19 protein-coding genes are annotated in these 20,287 nt (G+C 36.5%); 11 read left to right on the top strand and 8 right to left on the bottom strand.

Annotated features, from left to right (window positions below; all coding sequences use genetic code 11):
• Positions 1 to 124 precede the first annotated feature (124 nt).
• Both ACRZ9O_RS02490 and ACRZ9O_RS02485 read right to left on the bottom strand, forming a co-directional pair.
• Positions 125 to 3,151: an Eco57I restriction-modification methylase domain-containing protein gene (locus ACRZ9O_RS02490; RefSeq protein ID WP_459456042.1), complete on the bottom strand. Its 3,027-nt coding sequence runs from the start codon at positions 3,149 to 3,151 to the stop codon at positions 125 to 127.
• Between the two features lie 1,045 nt (positions 3,152 to 4,196).
• A complete protein-coding gene (locus ACRZ9O_RS02485; protein WP_459456041.1) occupies positions 4,197 to 5,210 on the bottom strand; it encodes a hypothetical protein in 1,014 nt (337 codons plus the stop codon).
• 666 nt (positions 5,211 to 5,876) lie between these two features.
• On the opposite strand from ACRZ9O_RS02485, the gene ACRZ9O_RS02480 reads away from it, so the two are divergent.
• Positions 5,877 to 7,097 carry a tyrosine-type recombinase/integrase gene (locus tag ACRZ9O_RS02480; protein WP_459456039.1) on the top strand — a complete coding sequence of 407 codons (1,221 nt, stop codon included), beginning with the start codon at positions 5,877 to 5,879 and terminating at the stop codon, positions 7,095 to 7,097.
• 18 nt (positions 7,098 to 7,115) lie between these two features.
• On the top strand, positions 7,116 to 7,367 hold the full coding sequence (locus tag ACRZ9O_RS02475; RefSeq protein ID WP_459456037.1) for a helix-turn-helix domain-containing protein: 252 nt from the start codon (positions 7,116 to 7,118) through the stop codon (positions 7,365 to 7,367).
• Here ACRZ9O_RS02475 and ACRZ9O_RS02470 read toward each other — a convergent pair.
• Genes ACRZ9O_RS02470 through ACRZ9O_RS02460 form a run of 3 tightly spaced genes read right to left on the bottom strand, consistent with a single transcriptional unit; the run spans position 7,364 to position 9,630 of the window.
• The gene (locus ACRZ9O_RS02470; protein WP_459456035.1) at positions 7,364 to 7,948 is read right to left on the bottom strand and encodes a hypothetical protein; all 585 of its coding nucleotides are present in this window, start codon (positions 7,946 to 7,948) and stop codon (positions 7,364 to 7,366) included. The genes ACRZ9O_RS02475 and ACRZ9O_RS02470 overlap by 4 nt on opposite strands.
• 16 nt (positions 7,949 to 7,964) lie before the next feature.
• Positions 7,965 to 9,485: a hypothetical protein gene (locus tag ACRZ9O_RS02465; protein WP_459456033.1), complete on the bottom strand. Its 1,521-nt coding sequence runs from the start codon at positions 9,483 to 9,485 to the stop codon at positions 7,965 to 7,967.
• Positions 9,466 to 9,630, bottom strand: a complete 165-nt coding sequence (locus tag ACRZ9O_RS02460; RefSeq protein WP_459456031.1) for a hypothetical protein — start codon at positions 9,628 to 9,630, stop codon at positions 9,466 to 9,468. The genes ACRZ9O_RS02465 and ACRZ9O_RS02460 overlap by 20 nt, the downstream gene beginning before the upstream one ends.
• A 359-nt stretch (positions 9,631 to 9,989) precedes the next feature.
• On the opposite strand from ACRZ9O_RS02460, the gene ACRZ9O_RS02455 reads away from it, so the two are divergent.
• Entirely contained in the window at positions 9,990 to 10,211 is a 222-nt protein-coding gene (locus ACRZ9O_RS02455; RefSeq protein ID WP_459456029.1) for a hypothetical protein, read from the top strand.
• Between the two features lie 406 nt (positions 10,212 to 10,617).
• Positions 10,618 to 11,100, top strand: a complete 483-nt coding sequence (locus ACRZ9O_RS02450) for a DUF3237 domain-containing protein (RefSeq protein WP_459456028.1) — start codon at positions 10,618 to 10,620, stop codon at positions 11,098 to 11,100.
• 49 nt (positions 11,101 to 11,149) lie between these two features.
• On the opposite strand, the gene ACRZ9O_RS02445 is transcribed toward ACRZ9O_RS02450, so the two are convergent.
• Together ACRZ9O_RS02445 and ACRZ9O_RS02440 are read right to left on the bottom strand one after the other, a co-directional pair.
• Positions 11,150 to 11,758, bottom strand: coding sequence for a pyridoxamine 5'-phosphate oxidase family protein (locus tag ACRZ9O_RS02445; RefSeq protein ID WP_459456026.1), 609 nt, complete (start codon positions 11,756 to 11,758; stop codon positions 11,150 to 11,152).
• Positions 11,759 to 11,972: 214 nt separating this feature from the next.
• Positions 11,973 to 12,692 (bottom strand): DUF4197 domain-containing protein, encoded by a 720-nt coding sequence (locus tag ACRZ9O_RS02440; RefSeq protein WP_459456024.1) that lies wholly within the window; start codon positions 12,690 to 12,692, stop codon positions 11,973 to 11,975.
• A gap of 207 nt (positions 12,693 to 12,899) precedes the next feature.
• On the opposite strand from ACRZ9O_RS02440, the gene ACRZ9O_RS02435 reads away from it, so the two are divergent.
• From ACRZ9O_RS02435 to ACRZ9O_RS02425, 3 genes are read left to right on the top strand one after another with little or no spacing between them, the layout of a single operon-like run.
• A complete protein-coding gene (locus ACRZ9O_RS02435; RefSeq protein WP_459456022.1) occupies positions 12,900 to 14,270 on the top strand; it encodes a M20/M25/M40 family metallo-hydrolase in 1,371 nt (456 codons plus the stop codon).
• Entirely contained in the window at positions 14,270 to 15,070 is an 801-nt protein-coding gene (locus ACRZ9O_RS02430; protein ID WP_459456021.1) for a ThuA domain-containing protein, read from the top strand. Before ACRZ9O_RS02435 ends, ACRZ9O_RS02430 begins: the two co-directional genes overlap by 1 nt.
• 51 nt (positions 15,071 to 15,121) lie before the next feature.
• Positions 15,122 to 15,475 carry a hypothetical protein gene (locus tag ACRZ9O_RS02425; protein WP_459456019.1) on the top strand — a complete coding sequence of 118 codons (354 nt, stop codon included), beginning with the start codon at positions 15,122 to 15,124 and terminating at the stop codon, positions 15,473 to 15,475.
• Here the strand turns inward: ACRZ9O_RS02425 and ACRZ9O_RS02420 are convergent.
• Complete coding sequence (locus ACRZ9O_RS02420; protein WP_459456017.1) at positions 15,464 to 16,420, bottom strand: zinc-dependent alcohol dehydrogenase family protein; 957 nt, start codon at positions 16,418 to 16,420, stop codon at positions 15,464 to 15,466. The genes ACRZ9O_RS02425 and ACRZ9O_RS02420 overlap by 12 nt on opposite strands.
• A gap of 75 nt (positions 16,421 to 16,495) precedes the next feature.
• Here ACRZ9O_RS02420 and ACRZ9O_RS02415 point away from each other — a divergent pair, with 75 nt between their 5' ends.
• From ACRZ9O_RS02415 to ACRZ9O_RS02400, 4 genes are read left to right on the top strand one after another with little or no spacing between them, the layout of a single operon-like run.
• On the top strand, positions 16,496 to 17,254 hold the full coding sequence (locus tag ACRZ9O_RS02415; protein WP_459456015.1) for an SDR family NAD(P)-dependent oxidoreductase: 759 nt from the start codon (positions 16,496 to 16,498) through the stop codon (positions 17,252 to 17,254).
• A 2-nt stretch (positions 17,255 to 17,256) separates the two neighbouring features.
• The gene (locus tag ACRZ9O_RS02410; RefSeq protein ID WP_459456013.1) at positions 17,257 to 18,447 is read left to right on the top strand and encodes an acyl-CoA dehydrogenase family protein; all 1,191 of its coding nucleotides are present in this window, start codon (positions 17,257 to 17,259) and stop codon (positions 18,445 to 18,447) included.
• Complete coding sequence (locus ACRZ9O_RS02405; protein WP_459456011.1) at positions 18,447 to 19,436, top strand: phosphotransferase family protein; 990 nt, start codon at positions 18,447 to 18,449, stop codon at positions 19,434 to 19,436. Before ACRZ9O_RS02410 ends, ACRZ9O_RS02405 begins: the two co-directional genes overlap by 1 nt.
• Complete coding sequence (locus ACRZ9O_RS02400; RefSeq protein WP_459456009.1) at positions 19,433 to 20,287, top strand: 3-hydroxyacyl-CoA dehydrogenase; 855 nt, start codon at positions 19,433 to 19,435, stop codon at positions 20,285 to 20,287. The genes ACRZ9O_RS02405 and ACRZ9O_RS02400 overlap by 4 nt, the downstream gene beginning before the upstream one ends.

Below are 20,287 nucleotides of genomic sequence, written 5' to 3'. Positions count from 1 at the left end.
TTCTCCATCTTGAGTTGCATAAGCTCATTAGTAGAAGTTATTTATATAATCTAAAGATTAATTGATTCAATTAACCATTTTGATTTTTCAAGGTGTTAGTATAAACTATGATTGAAAGGATAGATTAATTGTTCAAACAATTCTCAACTAATGCAATCTCATCCACACTCAATCCATACAACTCATATACCATAGCATCTATAGCTTTATCTGTAATGTCTATAGTAGCTTTTAGTTTCTGTGCTTTAAGGGACTCTTGAAAAAAGTAGTCTTCCCATTCAGCTTCTTGAGACAAGGACAGCTTTACTTTCTTTTTACCCAACTCTTTTATAAAATCTGCATAAGTCATTTTATACCAATCCTGTAATTTCGTTTGCAACTCTTCTAATTCAAATTTTCTTTGAATAGTTCTTTGGAATTTTTGAGATTGGTTTTGCAGCTCTGAATTTAGCTTAAGCATTAAATCTACTTTTTCTATAAGAGGTTGTTGATTTTCTTTTGAAATTTCAATTAAAGGGATATTCTTGATGTCATTTACAAGAATTTTTGGAAAAAGTCCTTTATTAGCCTTTGGTGAAACTTTTTTGCAGTACCAACCTATTAAAGATGAATTTAGTATTGATAATGTGGCTTTTAAATTTAAAATTTCTTTAGTATCAATAATATTTAAACAAGACGGAGTATTATAATATTCTTCATTTGTATATCCACAATATAGATTTTTAGAAATAATTTCTCTAACTAATATTCTCTCTTTTGTAAAAAACATTGGGTTTCTTGGAGCAGCTAGCCATTGACCATAGCTAATCCATAGATTTCCATTCCATTGAATATTATACCTATTTACATCTGCTCCTTTTAACTCCTTTTTATATGTTTCATCTTTCTTGAAGTCAGAATGCCAAATTCTATTTTTAATAGTAAATTCATCATGTCCTCTATATTTATCATAGGGTATTAATCCTTGAGAAACCTCATGAAACTCTTTTAAGGACTTATTATTTTGCAACTTTTGAATTAATAATTTTTCTTCATCATTCTGAGAAAAAAGACTTAAAACATTCTCAATTTGGAGTAAAATATTAGCCTTAGTGTAATTTCCAACAGTTTTAAATTCTCTGTTTTCAACCTTAAGTAATTCTGTATCGTAATCTTCTGTATTGTTCCTAAATGAGAAAATACAAGTTCTTACTGATGCATCTACAAAAGTATTATCATTTGATAAGTCAATAATTTGATAGACTTCTAAATTACTAAAAATTGCTTCCCTGTATTTAATTCCAAATAATGTTGACAAGAATGTATTTGGGAAGATATATGATAAAACGGAGTTCTTTTTTAATATTCTTTTGTACAATGAAATGAAGTAGATATAAATTTCAAAATCAGGCACTAAAGGATCAAAATCTGACAAATATTTTTTCTCCACTTCATTGAAATTGACTCCGTAAGGTGGATTTCCAATAATCACATCAAACCCTCCTTTTTCAAAAACCTTTGGAAAAGCTTGTTGCCAATTAAAGGCTTTATCTCCTGATATCGCTACATCATCAATTAAGGAGTTACCACATTTAATGTTTCCATTAAGGTCATTCAGTTTCCTGTTGGGCTGTGCTGTTCTTAGCCACAAAGAAAGTTTAGCAATCTCAACACTTTCTTCATTCAAATCCACTCCAAAGAGGTTGTTCTCTAAAATGCTTTTTTCGCAATCATTTAACACCAAAGTATCACCAAATAATTTAGCCTTGAGCTCATCTATATATTGGTGCTCTTTAATTAAAAAATCAAGAGCTTGGTTTAGAAAGGCACCAGACCCACAAGCAGGATCACAAATAGTTATTTCCAAAAGCCATTTTCTATAGGCATCCAATTTTTCAACTAACTCTTGAATGGTTTTCTTTTGCCTTTTTTTATCTATAAAATACTCCTCTTCAAAAATTTTAAGTTCTTCTTTTTTCTCTTCACATAATTTTCCAACTGTATTTTCTACAATGTATTTGGTAATGTATTTTGGTGTATAGAAGACCCCGTCTTTTTTTCTTTTTGTTTTAGATTTATCAATTTCCTGACCTTCTAAATGAGCCTTAATTTCATCAAGCTCATTTAATGAGTTTTCAAAAATGTGTCCCAATATATTTACATCCACCTCACTGCCAAAATCATATTCAGCAATTTTAAGTGTGTGATTATACAATAAATCATCATCTATTTTTATGAAGTCCAATATTTCATCAGGCTTAAAAAGTCCTCCATTATATGCAAAAACATCATATCTCTTACCTTTATAACCTTCGTTTAAATAGTTAAAGTATGTTTTAAACCTATCATATAAAGGTACATTAACATCTCTTTCTACGAGATCATTCCAATCACTTAATATCAACCTGACAGAATTAGGAGGTAATAAATGTCTGTCTTCACCAAAGAATAAAAACAAAAATCTATCTAAGAGTTTCTGGGATTTTTTGAATAATTCTAAAGGTTCAAAATTAGGATTTAGCAATACTAAATTTTGATGAAGTTCCCTTTTAAACAAAGAATAATCCTTGTATAATTTTTTAGTTATTACATCTTCTTCGCTTAAGGATTCTTCTTTAATTTTTTTAGCAACATTTTGAGATAAATTGTCATACCCTAAACACAAATACAGAAGTTGGAACTCCTCTTCTGTAAGAGTAAACAAGTTAAATTCAATGTGTTCAATTGCATTGTCAATATAAAAACGGAGCTTCTCAAAGTTAGAAGTAATTACATACACACAATCTGGTTGATTGTTTTTATATCCAAATGCCTGTACTTCTATTTTGCCTAAATCAGTTGTATTAGTTCCTTTTAGTTCAATTACAGCTTTTACTTTATCATCAAAAATTATGGCACCGTCAGCTTTCTTGCTGTCCTTTATATTTTTAAATTCTGTAGTTAGATTGAATTTGGTTTCAGAAGATGATGCTGGCTTAGTATAACCAAATATTTTAACAAACAAATCTTCTAAAAACTCACCTTGGTATTGCTCTTCTTTTAAGTTCCTGATATCAGCCTGTACTGAAGGATTATGGAAATGATTTTTATAAGCATTCCATTTATCCAGTAAAACCTGTTTATTATGATTTTTGAGGTATTTGTTTACTACGCTCTTTTGAAATAATGGCATAAAAAAAATTAAAGGTTAAATAAGTATTATTAAACATCCCATATTTAGCAGATCTAGGTTCTGATGAATATTCGCTAAATGCTACTTCTTTATCTGCCGTAAAGTAAAGTTTCTTCTTGTCTTGTATGAGCCAATCATAAGTATTAAGTTGCTTTTAAATATTATCACGCGAATAATATACAAATAGAATTATCTCCCATGTGATAGGGGGCTATTGTGGAATACCTAGTTCTAATATGTGTAAAATTTGTTAAACAGGTTAAATATACATCAAACAAATCATAATGAGGCCGAAAAGGAATTTATAGAATATCATAGAGAACTAATTTTTAGAAAGAAATAAATGTGGCTCGACTTTGGGTTGATTAAAGCTAAAAGCCTTATAAATGCTTGTATATGTGCAAGTTAATATAAATTAAAACGCCCCAGCGGGATCACTTCTTAGCTATTAAATAGCACTAAAGACTCCGATTTCTTACGATTTCGGAGTTTTTTTATGCCTTTTAGGCACGGTTTTGTCTCCTTTTGTATTGATTCTTTTGGCTCGATTTGAGTGTAGTTTAATATATCATTTTTAAAGATGACTGTTTATACCGTCATCAATTTCTAAAAATATGCAACTAGCCTAACTCACTTGTAGATAAAGAAAAAGCCATCATTTCTGATGGCTTGTCAAGTGTGGCCCTCCTTATCAACAATAAGATACAACTATCATTCCTTAGTTGAGTATTTTACTAATAGGAGATTGAAGGATTAAATTTGGTGTTAAATTGAAAGAGGATTTGTGTAAAAAAAAAACATGGATATTTATCAAATTTAGACACCTTAATATTTACCTCAAACAATAAAAGTTAAGTTTGGCGATTACTTTTTTTAAAAATACGATATACACCGATTTAATAAAATTAAGTAATCGTCTTAGATGCCAATTACTATAAAATAATTTATAGTAAATCAATTTCTCGTGAGTGATTAATCTTATTGATAAATAATTGGATTTTTATGAAAGATAAATTACAGAAAATAATCCAGAAATTTAATTTGATTAGTCTTGTAAATTCTTCATTTGGTTAACAAAATCATTCAAAGTAGAAGCTACTGATTCACAATTATTTACCTTCCCAAAAGTGCCTTTAGGTAATATACCATCATTCCAAGCAATTGCACCTGAAGAGGTTTTAAATTTGACATCTTTATATGGTCTAAACCTACTATCAACACAATGATAAACACCCTTGTTTGTAAATAAAAATTCCATAATATTTTTAGCGTTGGAAGAAAAGCCGCCTAATACTGATTGTCCGTTTGGTACTTCAAACTGACTATGGCTAAATAAGCCCTTAACTTTCCAGGTCTTAACCGCAAAATTAAAATTATCGGAATCTACAATCATTGCAATAGCCTTGTTTGGTTCCACAAAATAGCTACCTAAACTTTGTAATATGTTAATATCTATTGAACGATCTGTCTGAGTAATCGTTCCGAATTTATCGGATAATGTTAAAATTTCAGAAGATAACAGTTCCTTCTCAATAGTGATAGCCTGTTTTAAATATTCAATCATTTCAACTTTAATTCGCGATACATAACTGATCATATCTGAAATACTTCCAATATTAGAAAGACTATCCATAGACATCCCTATACCAAAACCAGCTCCTACTAAACCAGAAATAGCTCCAAAGGAGTGCCTAGAACTATCAATAAGTTTTGAGCTAGCAAAAGTTACAAGTGCACCAATTGCTACATTAGTCGCTTCTTTTTTCCTCTGTTGAAATAAGTTCTTTTCTAATTCGGCAAGTTGCGAATAAAGCCCTACGCAAAAAACCATTATATTTCTTTCACACTCTGCTTTATTAGAAGACAATTCAAGGCACTTATTGAAGCAGAACTGAACTTCCAAATAACTTCTTCCTTTATCTAAAAGTAGATTAGATTTTGTTGTACCAAGCATGAAATATGCATCAACAGAAGGGTTAGAAAGAATAATTTCACCAAGTTGCTTTTCTGCCTCCAAGTATCTCCCTCCCTGTATTGACATTATTATTAAATCATTCATTTTATTCTCTATTTATTTTAGTCAATTGAATTTAAAAATAATTTTTAAAAATGTAATGCAAAAAAAATATTTTTTTTCTACATATTTCTTGAACTTTGTAAAACCTCACGCAGAAATCTTCAATAAAGTAAGAAACCGATTTGGACTTATGTTTTCCTCACATAACAAAGGTCCCGCGATTTAATGGGATGGCCAACTACGATGAATTATTATCCTCGTAAGTTCCTTTTTTAGGACTTGAACTAGAAAATGATTCGTCTTAATTCATAAGTTTTATCAAGATTTGTAATTTTTTAATTTTTAAATAGAAAAAGCCTTAGAGAAATCTGAGGCTTTTTTGTTTTTAAGGTATCATCCAGTTAGAACCCTTCTAATCATAATCAAAGAAAGCCCTTCTATTTCCTGAATTTTTCAGCTACAACCAATCAATTTATTGAACTTGGAACGGAATATAATAACCAGCAAGTCCACCCTATTTTACCATAACACCAACTTTTCTTAGAATTTCTTTCAGAGATATTATCAAATTATTCCTTTGATAGTGTTGCCTTCACTCTATTTTGGGCTGATATTCCCATTGACAAAAGCTTATAAAATCTGTGATTTGGTTCAATAAATTGACATTTCACTAAGATTTGTAACTATTTATTAATAGAGAAAAAAATTATGGTAAAGATGTATTTTTTGTGTTGTTCTTATAGAACCCGTATCAATGGTTATGGAATAATCAAGTTGAGAATTTCGGGTTTGGATAAACAAATCAATCACTCAACAAAAGTTTGTATTCCTATTGCAGATTGGGATTCTAAGAAGGTTCAAGTTAAAGCTCGTAATGAACAAGCTTACGTTTTAAACAAAAAGATATCCGATCTAAAAGCAAAGGTTCTAGATTGGCTAGAACTTAGAACAAAAAAAGAAGAGCTCATTTCATCTGCATTATTAAAAGAGCATTTGATGGGCAAAAGCACTAGTTCTCAGACCTTGCTTGAAATGATTCAGTATTATATAACCAATAGTAAAAGTAGATTGTCAGGTGGAACATTAAAGCAATATGAATCTATTAAACGAAAGGTTGCTAAATACTTAGAACAAGAATTGCTAGTACCAGACTTCCCTTTAGATAAGCTTAATTATCGATTTATTAATGATTATAAGGTCTATTTGGAATCAAAATGTATGAATAGTCCAAATACGATTGATCGTGATGTAAAGCGTTTAAAAGCAGTCATTCACTTTGCGATGAAATTGGACATCCTAAAAGAAGATCCATTTATAAATTATAAGTCTTCAACGGTTCCAACTCACAGATCTACATTAAACATGGATGAGATCAATAAAATTGAATCACTAGTAACATCAAATTCAACGATTCAGCTCGTAAAAGATGCTTTTTTGTTTATGTGTTATACAGGACTATCGTACAGTGATTTAAGAAATCTATCTCAAAACGATTTACACACAAGTATGGTGGGTAAAAGATTGATTAAAATCAGCAGAAATAAGACAAATGAATATAGCATGGTGCCTTTAATGAATAAGGCTGAAGCTTTAATTTCAAAATTTAAGGACTACCCTACTGTTCAGCTTACTGGGAATATTATACCAACACTTTCAAATCAAAAAATGAATCAGTACCTAAAACTGATTATGGAATTAACCTCAATCAATAAGACCGTTACTTGTCACGTAGCAAGACATTCATTTGCTACTAATTCACTTGAGTATTCTATTCCTATTGAAACGGTCTCTAAAATGTTAGGACACACAAATCTTAAAACCACTCAGATATATGCAAAAATCACAGAAACTAAGCTTTTAAATGATTTTGCTTTGTTTGAAGAGGATTCAAAACCCAATTATCAATCATTAATCAAATCAGTAAACTAAAAACCAAAATTTAATACCATGGAAATTGTAACTAGACAAATGCTAGACGAGTTTAAACGGGATCTAATCAACGAATTATCTCAATTTGTTAATTCATCCAGTCAAGCAAATAAACTCCTTAAAAACAGTAATTTGATGGAGTATTTAGGATGCTCCTACTCTACTATTGAGAACTTAAGAAATGAGGGGATATTACCTTACAAAAAGGTAATGGGAACTTATTATTATCTGTATGATGAGGTTCGAAAAGTATTTGAGCAGCGTAACTAAATTTCCTGTTCATCTAAATCGTATTTAAACCCTTTGGGGATATTGGGAACTTTACTGAATCCGAATCGCTTTCCTTTATCTTTTCTTTCCAATTCTAACAAAAGATCATTTTCTGTATTTTTTCTAAAGATCTCCTTTAAAATATTGGATTTATCATCATAGTAAACTGTGACAAATTCATTTGAAATAACATCATAATAGTAGTAAGCTCCGTTGTATCCCATTTCAATTAGAGGAGATCTCAAAATCATTTTTCCGTTATAATCGTATAACTCTTGAACTGGAGCTAAATATTCAGTTTTCATTATTTTAACAGAGTCATCAAAGCATAAAATTTTTCTATCTGATTTTAAAATTCTATTTAAAACCAAATTGAGCTCTTTAATTCTCTTTTTCTCGGCATTTTGTGCTTTTTTTAGCTCAGCCTTTGTTTTATATTCATTGATTTTTATTCCAAATGCGAATTGAAAGGTTTCCTCATCGTTTAAATCTCCTTTTACTTTAGGCAAAATACTTACTAAAGCTTTTCTTGTTTCAGTATCATCTGAGTAAAAATCTTCATTATTTTCAATTTCTTCCATAACTATTATTTAAAATTTAGTCCAATCTAATTATATCTGTGAATCCATTCTTTTTAATGATAAAATTAAAAGCCTCTGTTACAATTTGTTCATCTGATTTTTTAACAATTAAACAGTCGTATAAAGGCAAAAACAAAATTTTATCATTAATAAGTTTATGCATTACCTCAGAAAGGAATTCACTTTCTTCTCTTTGCAATAAAGCACTAAGGTTCCTATATTTTTTAGTATCAATTCCATCGATATCGAACTTTTCAATCTCTTCTAATACTTCAAAGAAATCTATTCCAAAAAGGCTTGTTATCAGTTCTTTTCTGTCTCTACCTTTATATTTTTCATGTTTAGTACTTCCATAGAAAAGTCCCATTAAAATAGTTTTCATTTCATTACGGACTTCTTTATTCTGTAAAGCATTTAAACCATTTATTTTTAGAGCCATATATTTGTATAGGTCTATTTTACTGTCTTTTGAGTAGATCATTTCTAATTTATCCATCATCATAAATGGCGAATTAGCATAAAACCTTTTATCAGAATCAGCTTCAAACCACTTTTTTAATAAGATTAATAGAAAAGCAACCTGAGAAGAAACAATATCAATTTCAATTACCTCCTTACTTTCTATCTCTAGCCTTTTACGATACTTTTTAGGCATACTACTAAAAATATGGCTTATACGATTTCCAAAAGCCTGTGTATTGATATTGTACTCAAAATTTTTAACGATATTATTCGAATTTAACTTAGACATTAGACCTTCATAATATCTATTCATTATATTTTTATGATCCTTTTTAAAGGAATCTTTATTGCTGATCTTTTTAACAATATTTGCTTTATCTGAATCAGAAATATAAGGGTTTAACAACCTTTGGGTCTCTTTATTATACTTATCATCAGCAATTTCAGAATCAAGTGCATTTCTATCGTTCAAAGAGAATGTACATTTATCTAAAACTGTTTCAATATACTTTTCAATACCTTTTCTTTCCTTTTGAATCTTATTAAAATACTTTAAAATTGAATTTTGATACTTTTCACTAATCAAATTTCGCTCTACATAAACAGCACCTTCAATATTTATAAAATTTCTATTCAGGATTAAGTATTTACAATTTTTGGACTTATTGAACTTGCTAATCTCTTTATGCATTACTATTTTATCCAACTCACTTAATCTGTCTAAGATTAAATTATAATCATCCCCCAAATACAACCTTAATACTTGCGCTTCGAAATATACCTTTTCCCAATCAGTACAATTTCTATTATCAAATTGCTTTTTATACAATGCCGTAAGAAACATCGCAATTTTCTCCCAGTACTTATAATCAAAATCAACCTTTATTGAATCAATACCATAATAAGCAAAATCATATATTTTAATAACGCTTTCCTTTAACAATTCTTTACTCTTTTTCTTCCCGTAAATCCCTTTATACTCATTCCAATAACCACCTTCATCCACATACTTTTTATTATGAATTCTTAATTCAACATCTTTTTTCATAACATTTTCAATTTGTTTCACTTTCATAACCTCTATTCAATATTGCATTTTTTAAATCCCCCTTACATCCTCTAAAAAACAAAAAATCATTTTTCAATCTTAAAAACACTTTTTTCACCATTTTTACCCCTTTTTTCACACTTTCTCTTTTTAAACCACTTAAATCTTCCATTTCCTTCCTTCTTACCCTTTAACCTTCTTAACGCCTAATTCTTTCCATTTAACCTTCTTCTTCTTCTTCTTCTTCTTCTTCCTTTAACTATTAACAACAACGCATATACTATAGTGACGGAAAAAGTCCTGAAAAGGAATAATAGTGTTTATTGAATATTGGTTAATGGTATTAAAAATTTATTGATATAAACCCAATGGAGTATAATGCACTATAGGTGTCTTGGTAAAAAGGTATGGGTGTATGTATATCATATGGAAGGTAAGAAATTGATGTCTATAGAAAAATATATATTAATTGAATGGTAAAGTATGGGGTGCTAATAATATGATTAAAAGCTATTTATTAGAAAGGATAATATGGAATCTAATAAAAGTGATTTAAAACCGTCTAAAATGAATCAGGTTTATACTAAGAGTGATATCAAGGACTGGATAAGTTTTGGTATAAAGAATGGATATGTAAATAAGGTGAAGAAAGATGAAGTATTAAAGTGGGTAGACCTTATTTTAAAGCATGGAGTGGTTAAGATGAATAATAAGTTATTGTTGGATGAGGATAAGCCAATTTTGAAGGTTTAAAGATGTTTTGGCTTGATTTTAGTATTGTCTGAAAGTAGTATCGATTAATCAGTTGATTTTAAGTGTATTACAGGAATATATATGATTCTGTAAAGACTATCCGATGTTCAGAATTGATTTTGAATAACCTAAGTTTTTAGAATTGAGTTTAGCAAGATTATGATCAAAAAAAGAGATTGTGGCTCGACTTTGGGTTGAGGAATACCAAATAGCTTATAAATGCGTGTATATGTGCGAGTTAATATAAATTAAAACGCCCCAGCGGGATCACTTCTAATGTTTCAAAACACTGTTAAATCCATATTTGACAGTGTTTTTTTTTGCACTTACTCGAGAAAATAGAGGCTTACCCTTTTTAGTTTCAATAAGATATTTAAATTTGATCTTCAAATAAATCTATAATCTCATGAAAAAATTAGTACTAGCTCTCGTATGTGTATTGAGTTTTAGCCTCCCTTCCTTTGCTCAAGAACTGAAAAGCAAATTGCTTTTTGAAGTTACATTTAATCTAAAACCTGGTGTAGAAGTCGGACAAACCTTAGCCGGTAAAAGAACCATATATCCTGTGAAGGATGGCTTTTTTGAAGGTCCTAATTTAAAAGGAAAAGTGTTACCAGATGGTGCTGATTGGTTTCTTCAATTAAATGAAACTTCTAATAAAATTGACGTAAGGGTTACTTTGCAAACAAATGAAGGCGAAAATATCTATGTATCTTATCAAGGATATTTGAACTTAAACGCTGATGGCACCTATTATTTTAGAACTACACCCTATTTTGAAACGAGCTCTAAAAAGCTAGCTTATTTGAATCATACCGTAAGTGTAGGCGTAGGAACCATTGTAAAAATGGGAGAAACGGTTTCTTATAAAGTGTTCCAAATTTTGTAATAAGTATACGTACAAGACAAAAAAAGCCTCAGGTATTCTGAGGCTTTTTTTATGGTATCATCCACTGAAAACTTCCATCGCTATAATCAAAGAAGGCTCTCCTATGTCCCGCATGATTCAGCCACAACCAATCAATCGATTGAACTTGTATGGAAACAATGCCAAAGTTTGTATAACCCACTTCACTCTCTGCTAAAGTATAATTCTCCTGCTCCATGTCTTCAGAAAGACCACTTGTCGATGCATCAGCAAAACTGGATGGTCTATGGAGCGTTAAATAACATTTTCGACTGGATAGAGAGGTGGTTTGCCAGGCTTTGGCCGTCAAATCATCTGTATGATGTAATACCGCTTTCCCTTTTACGCGTAATTGAATTCGCTCTTCAGAATCATAAAAGAGCGCACTTATGGATGGATTAATCAATAATTCATTCCATTTAGGGCTTCTGATATCCGTGTGAAAACGCAACTCTCTTTCTTCTGGTAAAGTCTTTCGTAAAACAACGGTTCGCAAACTCACTTCGCCATAAGCTAAAGTAGCCACGCAAGGCGTATGAAAGGGATTTCTGCTTTTGCTGGCACCGGTGACCAGACGGTTCCAGCAGTCCTGCTCTAACTCGACTAAATTGTATTCGGTATAATTTCCACGAATTAGCACGTTGTTTTTAATTTTTTGTCTTTAATCGACTTACCAAAATAGAAATGGGAAATACCACCATTGTCCAGCACAAAACAGACATAATGAGCACATCCAGTAGTAAACTTGAAATTCTTATAATGGGATCTGAATCCATCATTGCCAGGATAATGATAATCGTTAAAGCTATCAGATAGCTTTGGATCATGAGTTTAGTGATTTTCATAGGTAGTATCTATCGCTCAAACACCTTCTTCAACAACTCACTCGTCCGCGCCAACGGATTCGCACGGATATCTTTTTCCTGCTTCGCAATTTCACTGTAGATACCTTCCATTGCTTTTTCTGTAACGTAAGCGCTCAAATCCGGATTGATCTTTTTATTACTGAATGGAATGGCATTGTAGGCCGTGATGGCTTTCTCCCAGTATTGAGTAGCTTTCACTTTATCTAATGATGTTTTAACGATGGGATTAAAGGTGGATTTTAAATTATCGCTTGTCTTAGACCGTAAATAGGAAGTAGCTGCCGTTTCATCTCCACGTAAAATAGTTAGACCGTCAGTGATGGTCATTTGTTTGATTGCATTGACAAAAATGGGTGCAGCGGTAGTAGAGGCATCTTCGGCAGCACGGTTCATGCTTAATATCAAATCGTCTGCTAATTGATTAAGACCGACGCTTCTGAGGGTACTTTCGACTTTGGCAGCCTCTGGTGGCATGAGGATTTTTAGCGCCGCATTTTTAAAGAATCCATCTGGTTTAGCGAGATTAGTACAGCCTTTTTCGGCGCCAATGCGAAGAGCTTCTTTTAGTCCATTGCCAATATCGTCAGAACTTAAACCAGTTTTTGTGGCACCTGTGGCTATTTCGGTGGCTTTTTTGAGTAAGCCTTGGAAGGATTGAGCTTGAGTGTTGAATCCAAGAGCTAATAAGATTATAAGTGTTTTTTTCATTTTATTTTAAAGAATAAAGCATAAAGCACAAAGAATAAAGTAGGAATCCCCTGCGGGGATGACCGTATGAAATAATTCCTGCGGACTTCGGACTCATTCCCTTCGGACTCTTGCCCACTGTCCACTGCCCCCTGTCCACTGTCTACTACCCACTGCATAAATTTACAGATTTATCCCTATCTTTAATCGCAAATTTATTTAACGTATATGAAATTTTGTTTTCTACCTCTATTACTCTTTCCCCTATTTTCTAACGCCCAGGCAAACACAGACTCCCTCTTCATCAAGAAGATGTCTGATGAGATTATGACAAACGGGAAGGCCTATGATTTATTATATGAGTTGACCAAAAAGATAGGTGGTCGATTAGCCGGTTCGCCACAAGCTCAAAATGCGGTGACTTGGGGAAAGAAAAGTTTAGAGGCATTGGGTGCCGATAGAGTATTTTTGCAACCTTGTAAGGTGCCTAATTGGAAGCGTGGAGGATCTGATTTTGCGGCGATTGTGGGGGTGAATGGAGAGGCGAGAATGCAGCCGTTAGCGGCTTTGGCCTTAGGGAATTCAATGGGTTCGAATGGATTAATTGAGGCTGAGGTGGTCGCAGTAGCTAGTTTTGAGGAATTGGAGAAGCGCAAGAATGAGGTGAAAGGTAAGATTGTGTATTACCACAGTGTTTTTGACCCTACGAAAATTCAGACCTTTAAGGCCTATGGCGAGAGTGGCGCTTTTCGTCGTTCTGGGGCTAGTATAGCTGCGAAATATGGGGCAGTGGCGGTAATGATTCACTCGCTAAGTACGGCGCCGGATAATGAGCCACATACAGGTAGCATGAGTTATGATGAGGCGTATCCGAAGATTCCTGCCGTGGCTTTAGGTCCGAATGATGCTCAGCTATTGTATGCTTTGGCCAAAAAAGGAACCATCAAAGCCCAAGTTCAAACCTATGGTTTCTTCCTTCCAGAGGCGGATGATAACAACGTCATCGCGGAAATTCGCGGATCCGAATTCCCAGACCAATATATCACCCTAGGCGGTCACTTAGACAGCTGGGATGTAAACGAGGGTGCGCACGACGACGGCGCCGGCATCGTCCACACCATGGAAGTCTTGCGCGTCATGAAAGTGTTAAACTACAAACCAAAACGGACGATTCGTTTTGTGCTATTCGCGAACGAAGAAAATGCCGCGCGCGGTGGCAAGGAATATGCGAATCAAGCTAAAATCAACAAGGAGAACCACATTTTCGTCATTGAAAGTGATGAGGGTGGCTTCACCCCTCGTTCGATCGGAATAACCGCACCTCCAGCGCAATTTGCTAGATTTCAATCGTGGACTCCCCTACTAAAGCCTTACGGATCCGAGATTACTTTTGGCGGTGGCGGTACGGATATTGCCCCGATGGCCGGCATCAATAAAGAATCCATCTTAGCTGGACTTATCCCAGACAGCCAACGTTATTTCGATCTACACCACGCTAAAACCGACGTGTTCGAAAACGTGAACAAAAGAGAACTACACCTAGGCGCCGTGAATATGGCTGCCATCATTTATTTAATTGATAAATACGGAACCAACTAATGAAAACGACGGTCCTACTCCTATTCTGTGCGTTAACTACGTTTGCACAATCCTCTTTTTCTGTTTTAGTCTACACGAAAAATGGCCCAGGCTACGTGCACGATAATATTTCGTCCGCTGTAGCTGCTGTTCAGAAGTTAGGCGCAGAAAATCGCTTTAAAGTGGATGTTTCCGCTGATCCAGTGGTGTTCGAAGAGAAGAATTTGGCCAAATACAAAGTCATCATCTTTACCTCCACTAACAACGACGTCTTCGACTCAGACGCCCAGCGTGTCGCTTTCCGCCGCTACATCGAAGCAGGTGGCGGATTCGTGGGCGTGCACTCGGTAACGGGCACAGAACGCAAATGGAGCTGGTTCAAATCGATGGTAGGCGAAACCTTTTCCTGGCACGCAAAATTCCAGCCCTTCTCGGTCATCAACATCGCCCCATCTCACCCATCTTTGAAAGGTGTACCATTAAAATGGACGAAAGAAGACGAATGCTATTTTGGCTTTGAACTCTACCCAGGCATCCAAACACTAATGATGCACGACGTAAAAACTCTTGATCAGTCTCAAAAAGATCTCATCACAAAACACAAAGGCGTTTACGGCGACTATTTCCCAGCCGTTTGGACTCAACACTTCCAAGGAGGTCACATCTGGGTCACCACCCTAGGACATGCGAAAGAGAACTACCAAGAACCAACTTACTTGAATCACTTGTTGCAAGGCATTAATTACATCGCTGGTCAGGTTCGCAAAATCGATTACTCGAAGGCTTTCTCGACGGGTAAGGATGATGGGTTGAGGTTTTAAAAATCAGGCTTTAGTTTTCCTTTTTTCGGGAAAAATACCCATTTTTGCAGCATGATTAGAGTATTGTTAATGGCCATAGCCACCCTATTTGTTCTAAATTCGTGTAAAAAGTCGTCGAAAGAAATAGAAGGCGAGGTACGCGAAATGTGGCTGCAAAATCTTCAAAAAGAGCAGGTTACAGGTGTAAGCGTCTTAGAAGTTTCCTTGATTCAAAAGAGTGATTCCCTTTACACCGGGGTACTTAAAACAAAGGAGCCTGAAGGCACTTTCCTTTATAATTTAGAAGTGACTCGTGCAGGAGATCAGGTCAGCTACGAGGTAATCGGAGATGGAATTCCGGCGGACGGCAGAAATTCGCATGAACCCGATGACCAGCCTGCAGCATCGGATTCTTTACATCAATAGTATTTTTCCAGATCTTCCCGGCTTTTGATAGGCTTCTATTGCCTCTTTAAAATCCACTAGTGGATAGCTTGCTTGAATATCTACTTTGATATCTTGTTTCAACAAAAGAGAAAAAACCTCTTTTATCGCTTTTTGAATTCCCTGAGTTCCTAGTTTTTCCCACCAAGAGCTGAGCCACCAGCCTTCGACGCTTAGGTTTTTAAAGATTAATAATCCTGAATTTAAGGGAATAGGTTCTAGACTTAATAGGCCAAAAACAAGCATTTTTCCACCGGTTTTTAGACAAGCTAAGGCTTTGGCCCCCTGATCCCCTCCTACCGCATCAAATACATAATCCACTCCCTCTGGGAATAGTTCTCTTACCTTCTTAGATAAGCTATCAGTAGATACATCAATGACCGCTGTGGCTCCCAGATCCAATAAGGCCTGCTTTTGATCTGAAGACCGTAACGTCGCAATCACGTGAATCCCCCGCATGGCAGCTAGTTGAATCACGACCTTACCCCAGGCTGAAGCTCCGGCAGTAATTAATAGACTCCCCCCTTTCTGAAGACCAGATGTGTCTAACATCCCATAAGCAGTCACTGGATTTACAAAGGCTTGACAAGCCACCTCATCTGACATTCCTTCCGGAATAGGGATAAGTCCCGCATCAGGGACACAGGTATATTCTTTCCAAGTTCCAATCGATGTAAACATGACGCGCGTTCCTGCTGGAAAAGTTTCCGATTGCTCCACAACCCCAGCTGCCTCAAAACCAGCACTGCTAGGTAGCTTAGGCGTAATGCCGTATAAACCTTGCACAAACATGATGTCTGAGGGATTGATATTGCGGGCAGTGATGCGGATAAGTGCTTCTTTTACCGCAGGCGTTGGTTTTTCGATTTCTTCTAATTGAAGTACTTTTTCTGGTAAACCGGTTTCGTAGAATACAACTTGCTTCATAGGGTAATTTTTCAAGGATTGAACATGTAAATTACCCTTTTTATTCTTTAAATTGTTCAAAAATAGACTAGAAATATGCAGGCATTCTCCTTAAAGAATCAAGTAGCCCTGATTACAGGCGCTAGCAAGGGTATCGGCTTTAGTATCGCAGAGTTTTTTGCAGAAGCTGGAGCGAAGGTGGTCATCAGTAGCCGGGACCAAGCGACCTTGGATCAATTAGCACAAGAATTACGAGACAAAGGATACGAGGCGACGGGGATTGCTTGCCACGTGGGTAAGATGGATCAGCTAGCTTCTCTCGTTTCAGCGACAATTGCCAAATATGGCCAAATAGATATTCTCGTGAATAACGCGGCGACGAATCCCACTTTTGGCCCTATTCACGATACCACGCTGGATGCTTTCGATAAGATCATGAACGTGAACCTCAAGGCCCCGTTTGAATTAATGCGACTCTGTTTACCTCATCTCCAGAAATCTTCTAATGCGTCCGTGATTAACATTAGCTCCGTGGGCGGTATTTCTGCAGAACCAGGTTTAGGGATTTACAGTGTTAGTAAGGCGGCACTTATTTCTATGACGAAGGCTTTTGCCAAAGAATGGGGCGATTTTAACATCCGCGTGAACGCCATTTGTCCGGGATTGATCAAGACAAAGTTTTCGGAGGCGCTTTGGTCCAATGATAAAATACTTCAACATACGCTTCGCCAATTACCCATTAAACGTATAGGAACGCCAGAGGAAATCGGAGCGACCGCCTTATACCTTGCCTCACCAGGAGCTTCTTACACGACCGGTGCAGTCATTACTGCGGATGGCGGTTTAACCATTTAACTATGTTTGTTTCAGATAAAGCGTTAGAATTAGTACCTCGTTACCGAGCATTCCTCGAGAAACACATCATTCCTTTAGAGCAAGGGGCCATATATGGTTCTTTTCGGGCTCATTTGCCTTCCTTACAAGCACTGCGCGCTAAAGTGAAAGAGATGGGGTTATTTGCCCCTCACCTGCCTGTTTCCCATGGGGGATTAGGTTTGTCCTTAGTGGACTTTGCTTCGATCTCTGAGGTGTTAGGGACGAGTCCATTGGGACATTACGTGTTTAACTGCAATGCACCGGATATCGGGAATATGGAGTTGATGCATCAATTTGCATCACCCTATTTACAAGAGACCTTTTTACGGCCATTAGAGCGCGGGGAGATTCGTTCGTGTTTTGCAATGACAGAACCTGAACATGCGGGAAGTAACCCGGTTCATATGTCTACTACTGCTGTGCGTGACGGGGATGAATATGTCATAAATGGGCATAAATGGTTTACCTCCTCTGCGGATGGGGCGTCCTTCACGATTGTGATGGCGGTGACGAATCCATCGGCTGAAAATAAGTATGAACGGGCGAGTATGATTTTAGTGCCTTTAGATACACCCGGTTATCGAATGATTCGCAATATTCCCATTATGGGAGATGAAGGCGAGGACTATCTTTCACATAGTGAGGTGGAGTTTGTGAATTGCCGGGTGCCAGTGTCTCATTTGATAGGGACGGAAGGATCTGGTTTTACTTTAGCGCAGGTTCGTTTAGGGCCAGGGCGTATTCACCACTGTATGCGATGGATCGGAATCTGTGAGCGGGCTTTAGGGATGATGTGCGATCGAGCTATTGAGCGCGAGTTAAATCCAGGGCATTCGCTAGCCATGCAGCAGACGATTCAAAACTGGATTGCGGAGAGTGCAGCGGAGATAAAAGCCTCTCGCCTCTTAGTTTTAAACACCGCCTATATCATCGAGAATAAGGGTGCTAAGGCAGCTAAAGAAGATATTTCTACCATCAAGTTCTACGTTTCTGACGTGTTAATGAAGGTGATCGACCGGGCTATTCAAGTGCACGGTGCCTTAGGGATTACGGATGATACTTTATTATCGTTTTGGTACCGACACGAACGTGGTGCACGCATTTATGATGGGCCGGATGAGGTGCATAAATCGGTTTTAGCGAAGAGCATTCTTAAATCACGCAAGGGCTAATGGAAGGCTTTGAAAAATTACCGGCCTATTTAGGTGTTTCCTCTGTGGAGGTTACAGCCTTTCCGGGAGGATTCTCGAATCTGACCTACCAGGTATGCGCTGGAAAAGAAACGTATGTGTTGCGCAGACCACCACACGGATTGAAGATTGCCAAAGCCCACGATATGATTCGGGAGTTTCGCGTATTACAGGCCTTGGAAAAGGCGGGATATACGAAGATGCCGCATCCTATTTCGGCTTGTGAAGATGAGTCGATTATAGGGGCTCCTTTTTTCCTCATGGAGAAAGTGGATGGCATGATCATTAGAAATCGTCCGCCGGCGGAGGCTTCAGCCTCGTTTTTTCGTAGCCTTTCACAGTCTGCCCTAGATGTTTTAATCGATTTACATTCGCTGGAATTAAGCGACTCTGGCTTAGGTGCTTTAGGAAAGCCGGAGGGATATGCGTTACGTCAGGTGCAAGGCTGGGCGGAACGTTTCCAAAAGGCGAAAACTACGGAAGTAACTTCCATTGAAGAAGCCTTTGATTGGCTCCATGCTGCGCTTCCGAAAAATTCTGATGTCGCCTTCATTCACAATGACTTCAAATATGATAACCTAGTGATTTCTCCCAATGGAGAAGTTCAGGCCGTATTAGACTGGGAGATGGCAACCGTGGGAGATCCGTTGATGGACTTGGGAACGACTTTGGCCTATTGGGCGGAGGCGGAAGATGAAGATATTCTGAAGATGTTTAATCTCTCGTATGTGCCCGGTAATTTTACCCGCCGCGAGGTGATTGATTACTATGCCTCTAAAACGGGTCGAGATGTGAGTAATATGGTTTTCTACTATGTATTCGGGCTATGTAAAGTGGCTACCATCGCACAGCAGATCTACCAACGTTTTAGTTTAGGGTATTCGAAAGACCCGCGTTTTAGTGTTTTAAACCAAGTCGTGGAGGCCGCTGGCCGAAAAGCGATAGCATCTATTCAAACAGGCAACATATGAAAATTAACAACGTGTGCATTTTAGGTGCAGGAACCTTAGGAACAAGAATTGCTTTGCAGGCTGCTTTGTCAGGCTTTCAGGTAGCTGTTTATGACATAAATGCGGAAGCTTTTGTGGCTTCGAAGAAGGTGATGGCAAAGATCCTAAGATTGCTTTCGCTGACGGATGAAATTATCGCGAAGATAAAATTCACAACGGATCCGGCGGAGGCAGTAGCTGACGCGGATATTATCTCGGAGTCGGTGACGGAGGAATTGCCTTTGAAGCGCCAGGTTTGGGCGCAATTTTCCGCTTTAGCACCAGCTAAGACTATTTTCACGACGAATACCTCGTATTTATTGCCGTCTATGTTAGTGGACTCGGTGGATCGTCCTTCCCTATTTTGTGCGTTTCATTTCCATGATGTGTTTTATTCTAAAGTGGTGGATATTATGCCGCACCCGGGAACTTCTGAAGAAGTGGTGACTCTATTAGAAGATTTTGGCAGAGCGTTAAAACAAGTCCCCGTGATTGTTCGAAAGGAAAATCCGGGCTATGTGTTCAATTACATGCTGATGGCCGTGATAGGTGCAGCGGGTAAGTTAAGAACGAAAGAAGTGGCGAGTATTGAGGACATCGATAAATCTTGGATGGTGAACTTCCATATGCCGATGGGGCCTTTTGGCATATTAGATAGTATCGGTTTAGATACCGCTTGGCATGTCACCCATAACCTGGAGGATGCAGGTTCTCAGGCTTTTGCTGCACTATTGAAGACTTATATCGATGCTGGGAAGCTAGGAGAAAAAACAGGGGAAGGATTTTACAAATATCCTGCCCCTGCCTATAAAGATCCTGATTTTCTAGTTTAA

The organism is Aquirufa sp. HETE-40SA, from assembly GCF_054558635.1.
Note: the sequence above shows the minus strand (reverse complement) of the source record. Positions and strands in the feature narration are given on the sequence as shown.

Excerpts from the sequence above, each read along its gene's own strand:
- ACRZ9O_RS02425 (WP_459456019.1), top strand. The coding sequence starts at position 15,122 with ATGATTAGAGTATTGTTAATGGCCATAGCCACCCTATTTGTTCTAAAT.
- ACRZ9O_RS02440 (WP_459456024.1), bottom strand. The coding sequence starts at position 12,692 with ATGAAAAAAACACTTATAATCTTATTAGCTCTTGGATTCAACACTCAA.
- ACRZ9O_RS02410 (WP_459456013.1), top strand. The coding sequence starts at position 17,257 with ATGTTTGTTTCAGATAAAGCGTTAGAATTAGTACCTCGTTACCGAGCA.
- ACRZ9O_RS02475 (WP_459456037.1), top strand. The coding sequence starts at position 7,116 with ATGGAAATTGTAACTAGACAAATGCTAGACGAGTTTAAACGGGATCTA.
- ACRZ9O_RS02470 (WP_459456035.1), bottom strand. The coding sequence starts at position 7,948 with ATGGAAGAAATTGAAAATAATGAAGATTTTTACTCAGATGATACTGAA.
- ACRZ9O_RS02485 (WP_459456041.1), bottom strand. The coding sequence starts at position 5,210 with ATGAATGATTTAATAATAATGTCAATACAGGGAGGGAGATACTTGGAG.
- ACRZ9O_RS02415 (WP_459456015.1), top strand. The coding sequence starts at position 16,496 with ATGCAGGCATTCTCCTTAAAGAATCAAGTAGCCCTGATTACAGGCGCT.
- ACRZ9O_RS02430 (WP_459456021.1), top strand. The coding sequence starts at position 14,270 with ATGAAAACGACGGTCCTACTCCTATTCTGTGCGTTAACTACGTTTGCA.
- ACRZ9O_RS02435 (WP_459456022.1), top strand. The coding sequence starts at position 12,900 with ATGAAATTTTGTTTTCTACCTCTATTACTCTTTCCCCTATTTTCTAAC.
- ACRZ9O_RS02400 (WP_459456009.1), top strand. The coding sequence starts at position 19,433 with ATGAAAATTAACAACGTGTGCATTTTAGGTGCAGGAACCTTAGGAACA.
- ACRZ9O_RS02480 (WP_459456039.1), top strand. The coding sequence starts at position 5,877 with ATGGTAAAGATGTATTTTTTGTGTTGTTCTTATAGAACCCGTATCAAT.
- ACRZ9O_RS02460 (WP_459456031.1), bottom strand. The coding sequence starts at position 9,630 with ATGGAAGATTTAAGTGGTTTAAAAAGAGAAAGTGTGAAAAAAGGGGTA.
- ACRZ9O_RS02405 (WP_459456011.1), top strand. The coding sequence starts at position 18,447 with ATGGAAGGCTTTGAAAAATTACCGGCCTATTTAGGTGTTTCCTCTGTG.
- ACRZ9O_RS02465 (WP_459456033.1), bottom strand. The coding sequence starts at position 9,485 with ATGAAAGTGAAACAAATTGAAAATGTTATGAAAAAAGATGTTGAATTA.
- ACRZ9O_RS02455 (WP_459456029.1), top strand. The coding sequence starts at position 9,990 with ATGGAATCTAATAAAAGTGATTTAAAACCGTCTAAAATGAATCAGGTT.
- ACRZ9O_RS02450 (WP_459456028.1), top strand. The coding sequence starts at position 10,618 with ATGAAAAAATTAGTACTAGCTCTCGTATGTGTATTGAGTTTTAGCCTC.
- ACRZ9O_RS02490 (WP_459456042.1), bottom strand. The coding sequence starts at position 3,151 with ATGCCATTATTTCAAAAGAGCGTAGTAAACAAATACCTCAAAAATCAT.
- ACRZ9O_RS02420 (WP_459456017.1), bottom strand. The coding sequence starts at position 16,420 with ATGAAGCAAGTTGTATTCTACGAAACCGGTTTACCAGAAAAAGTACTT.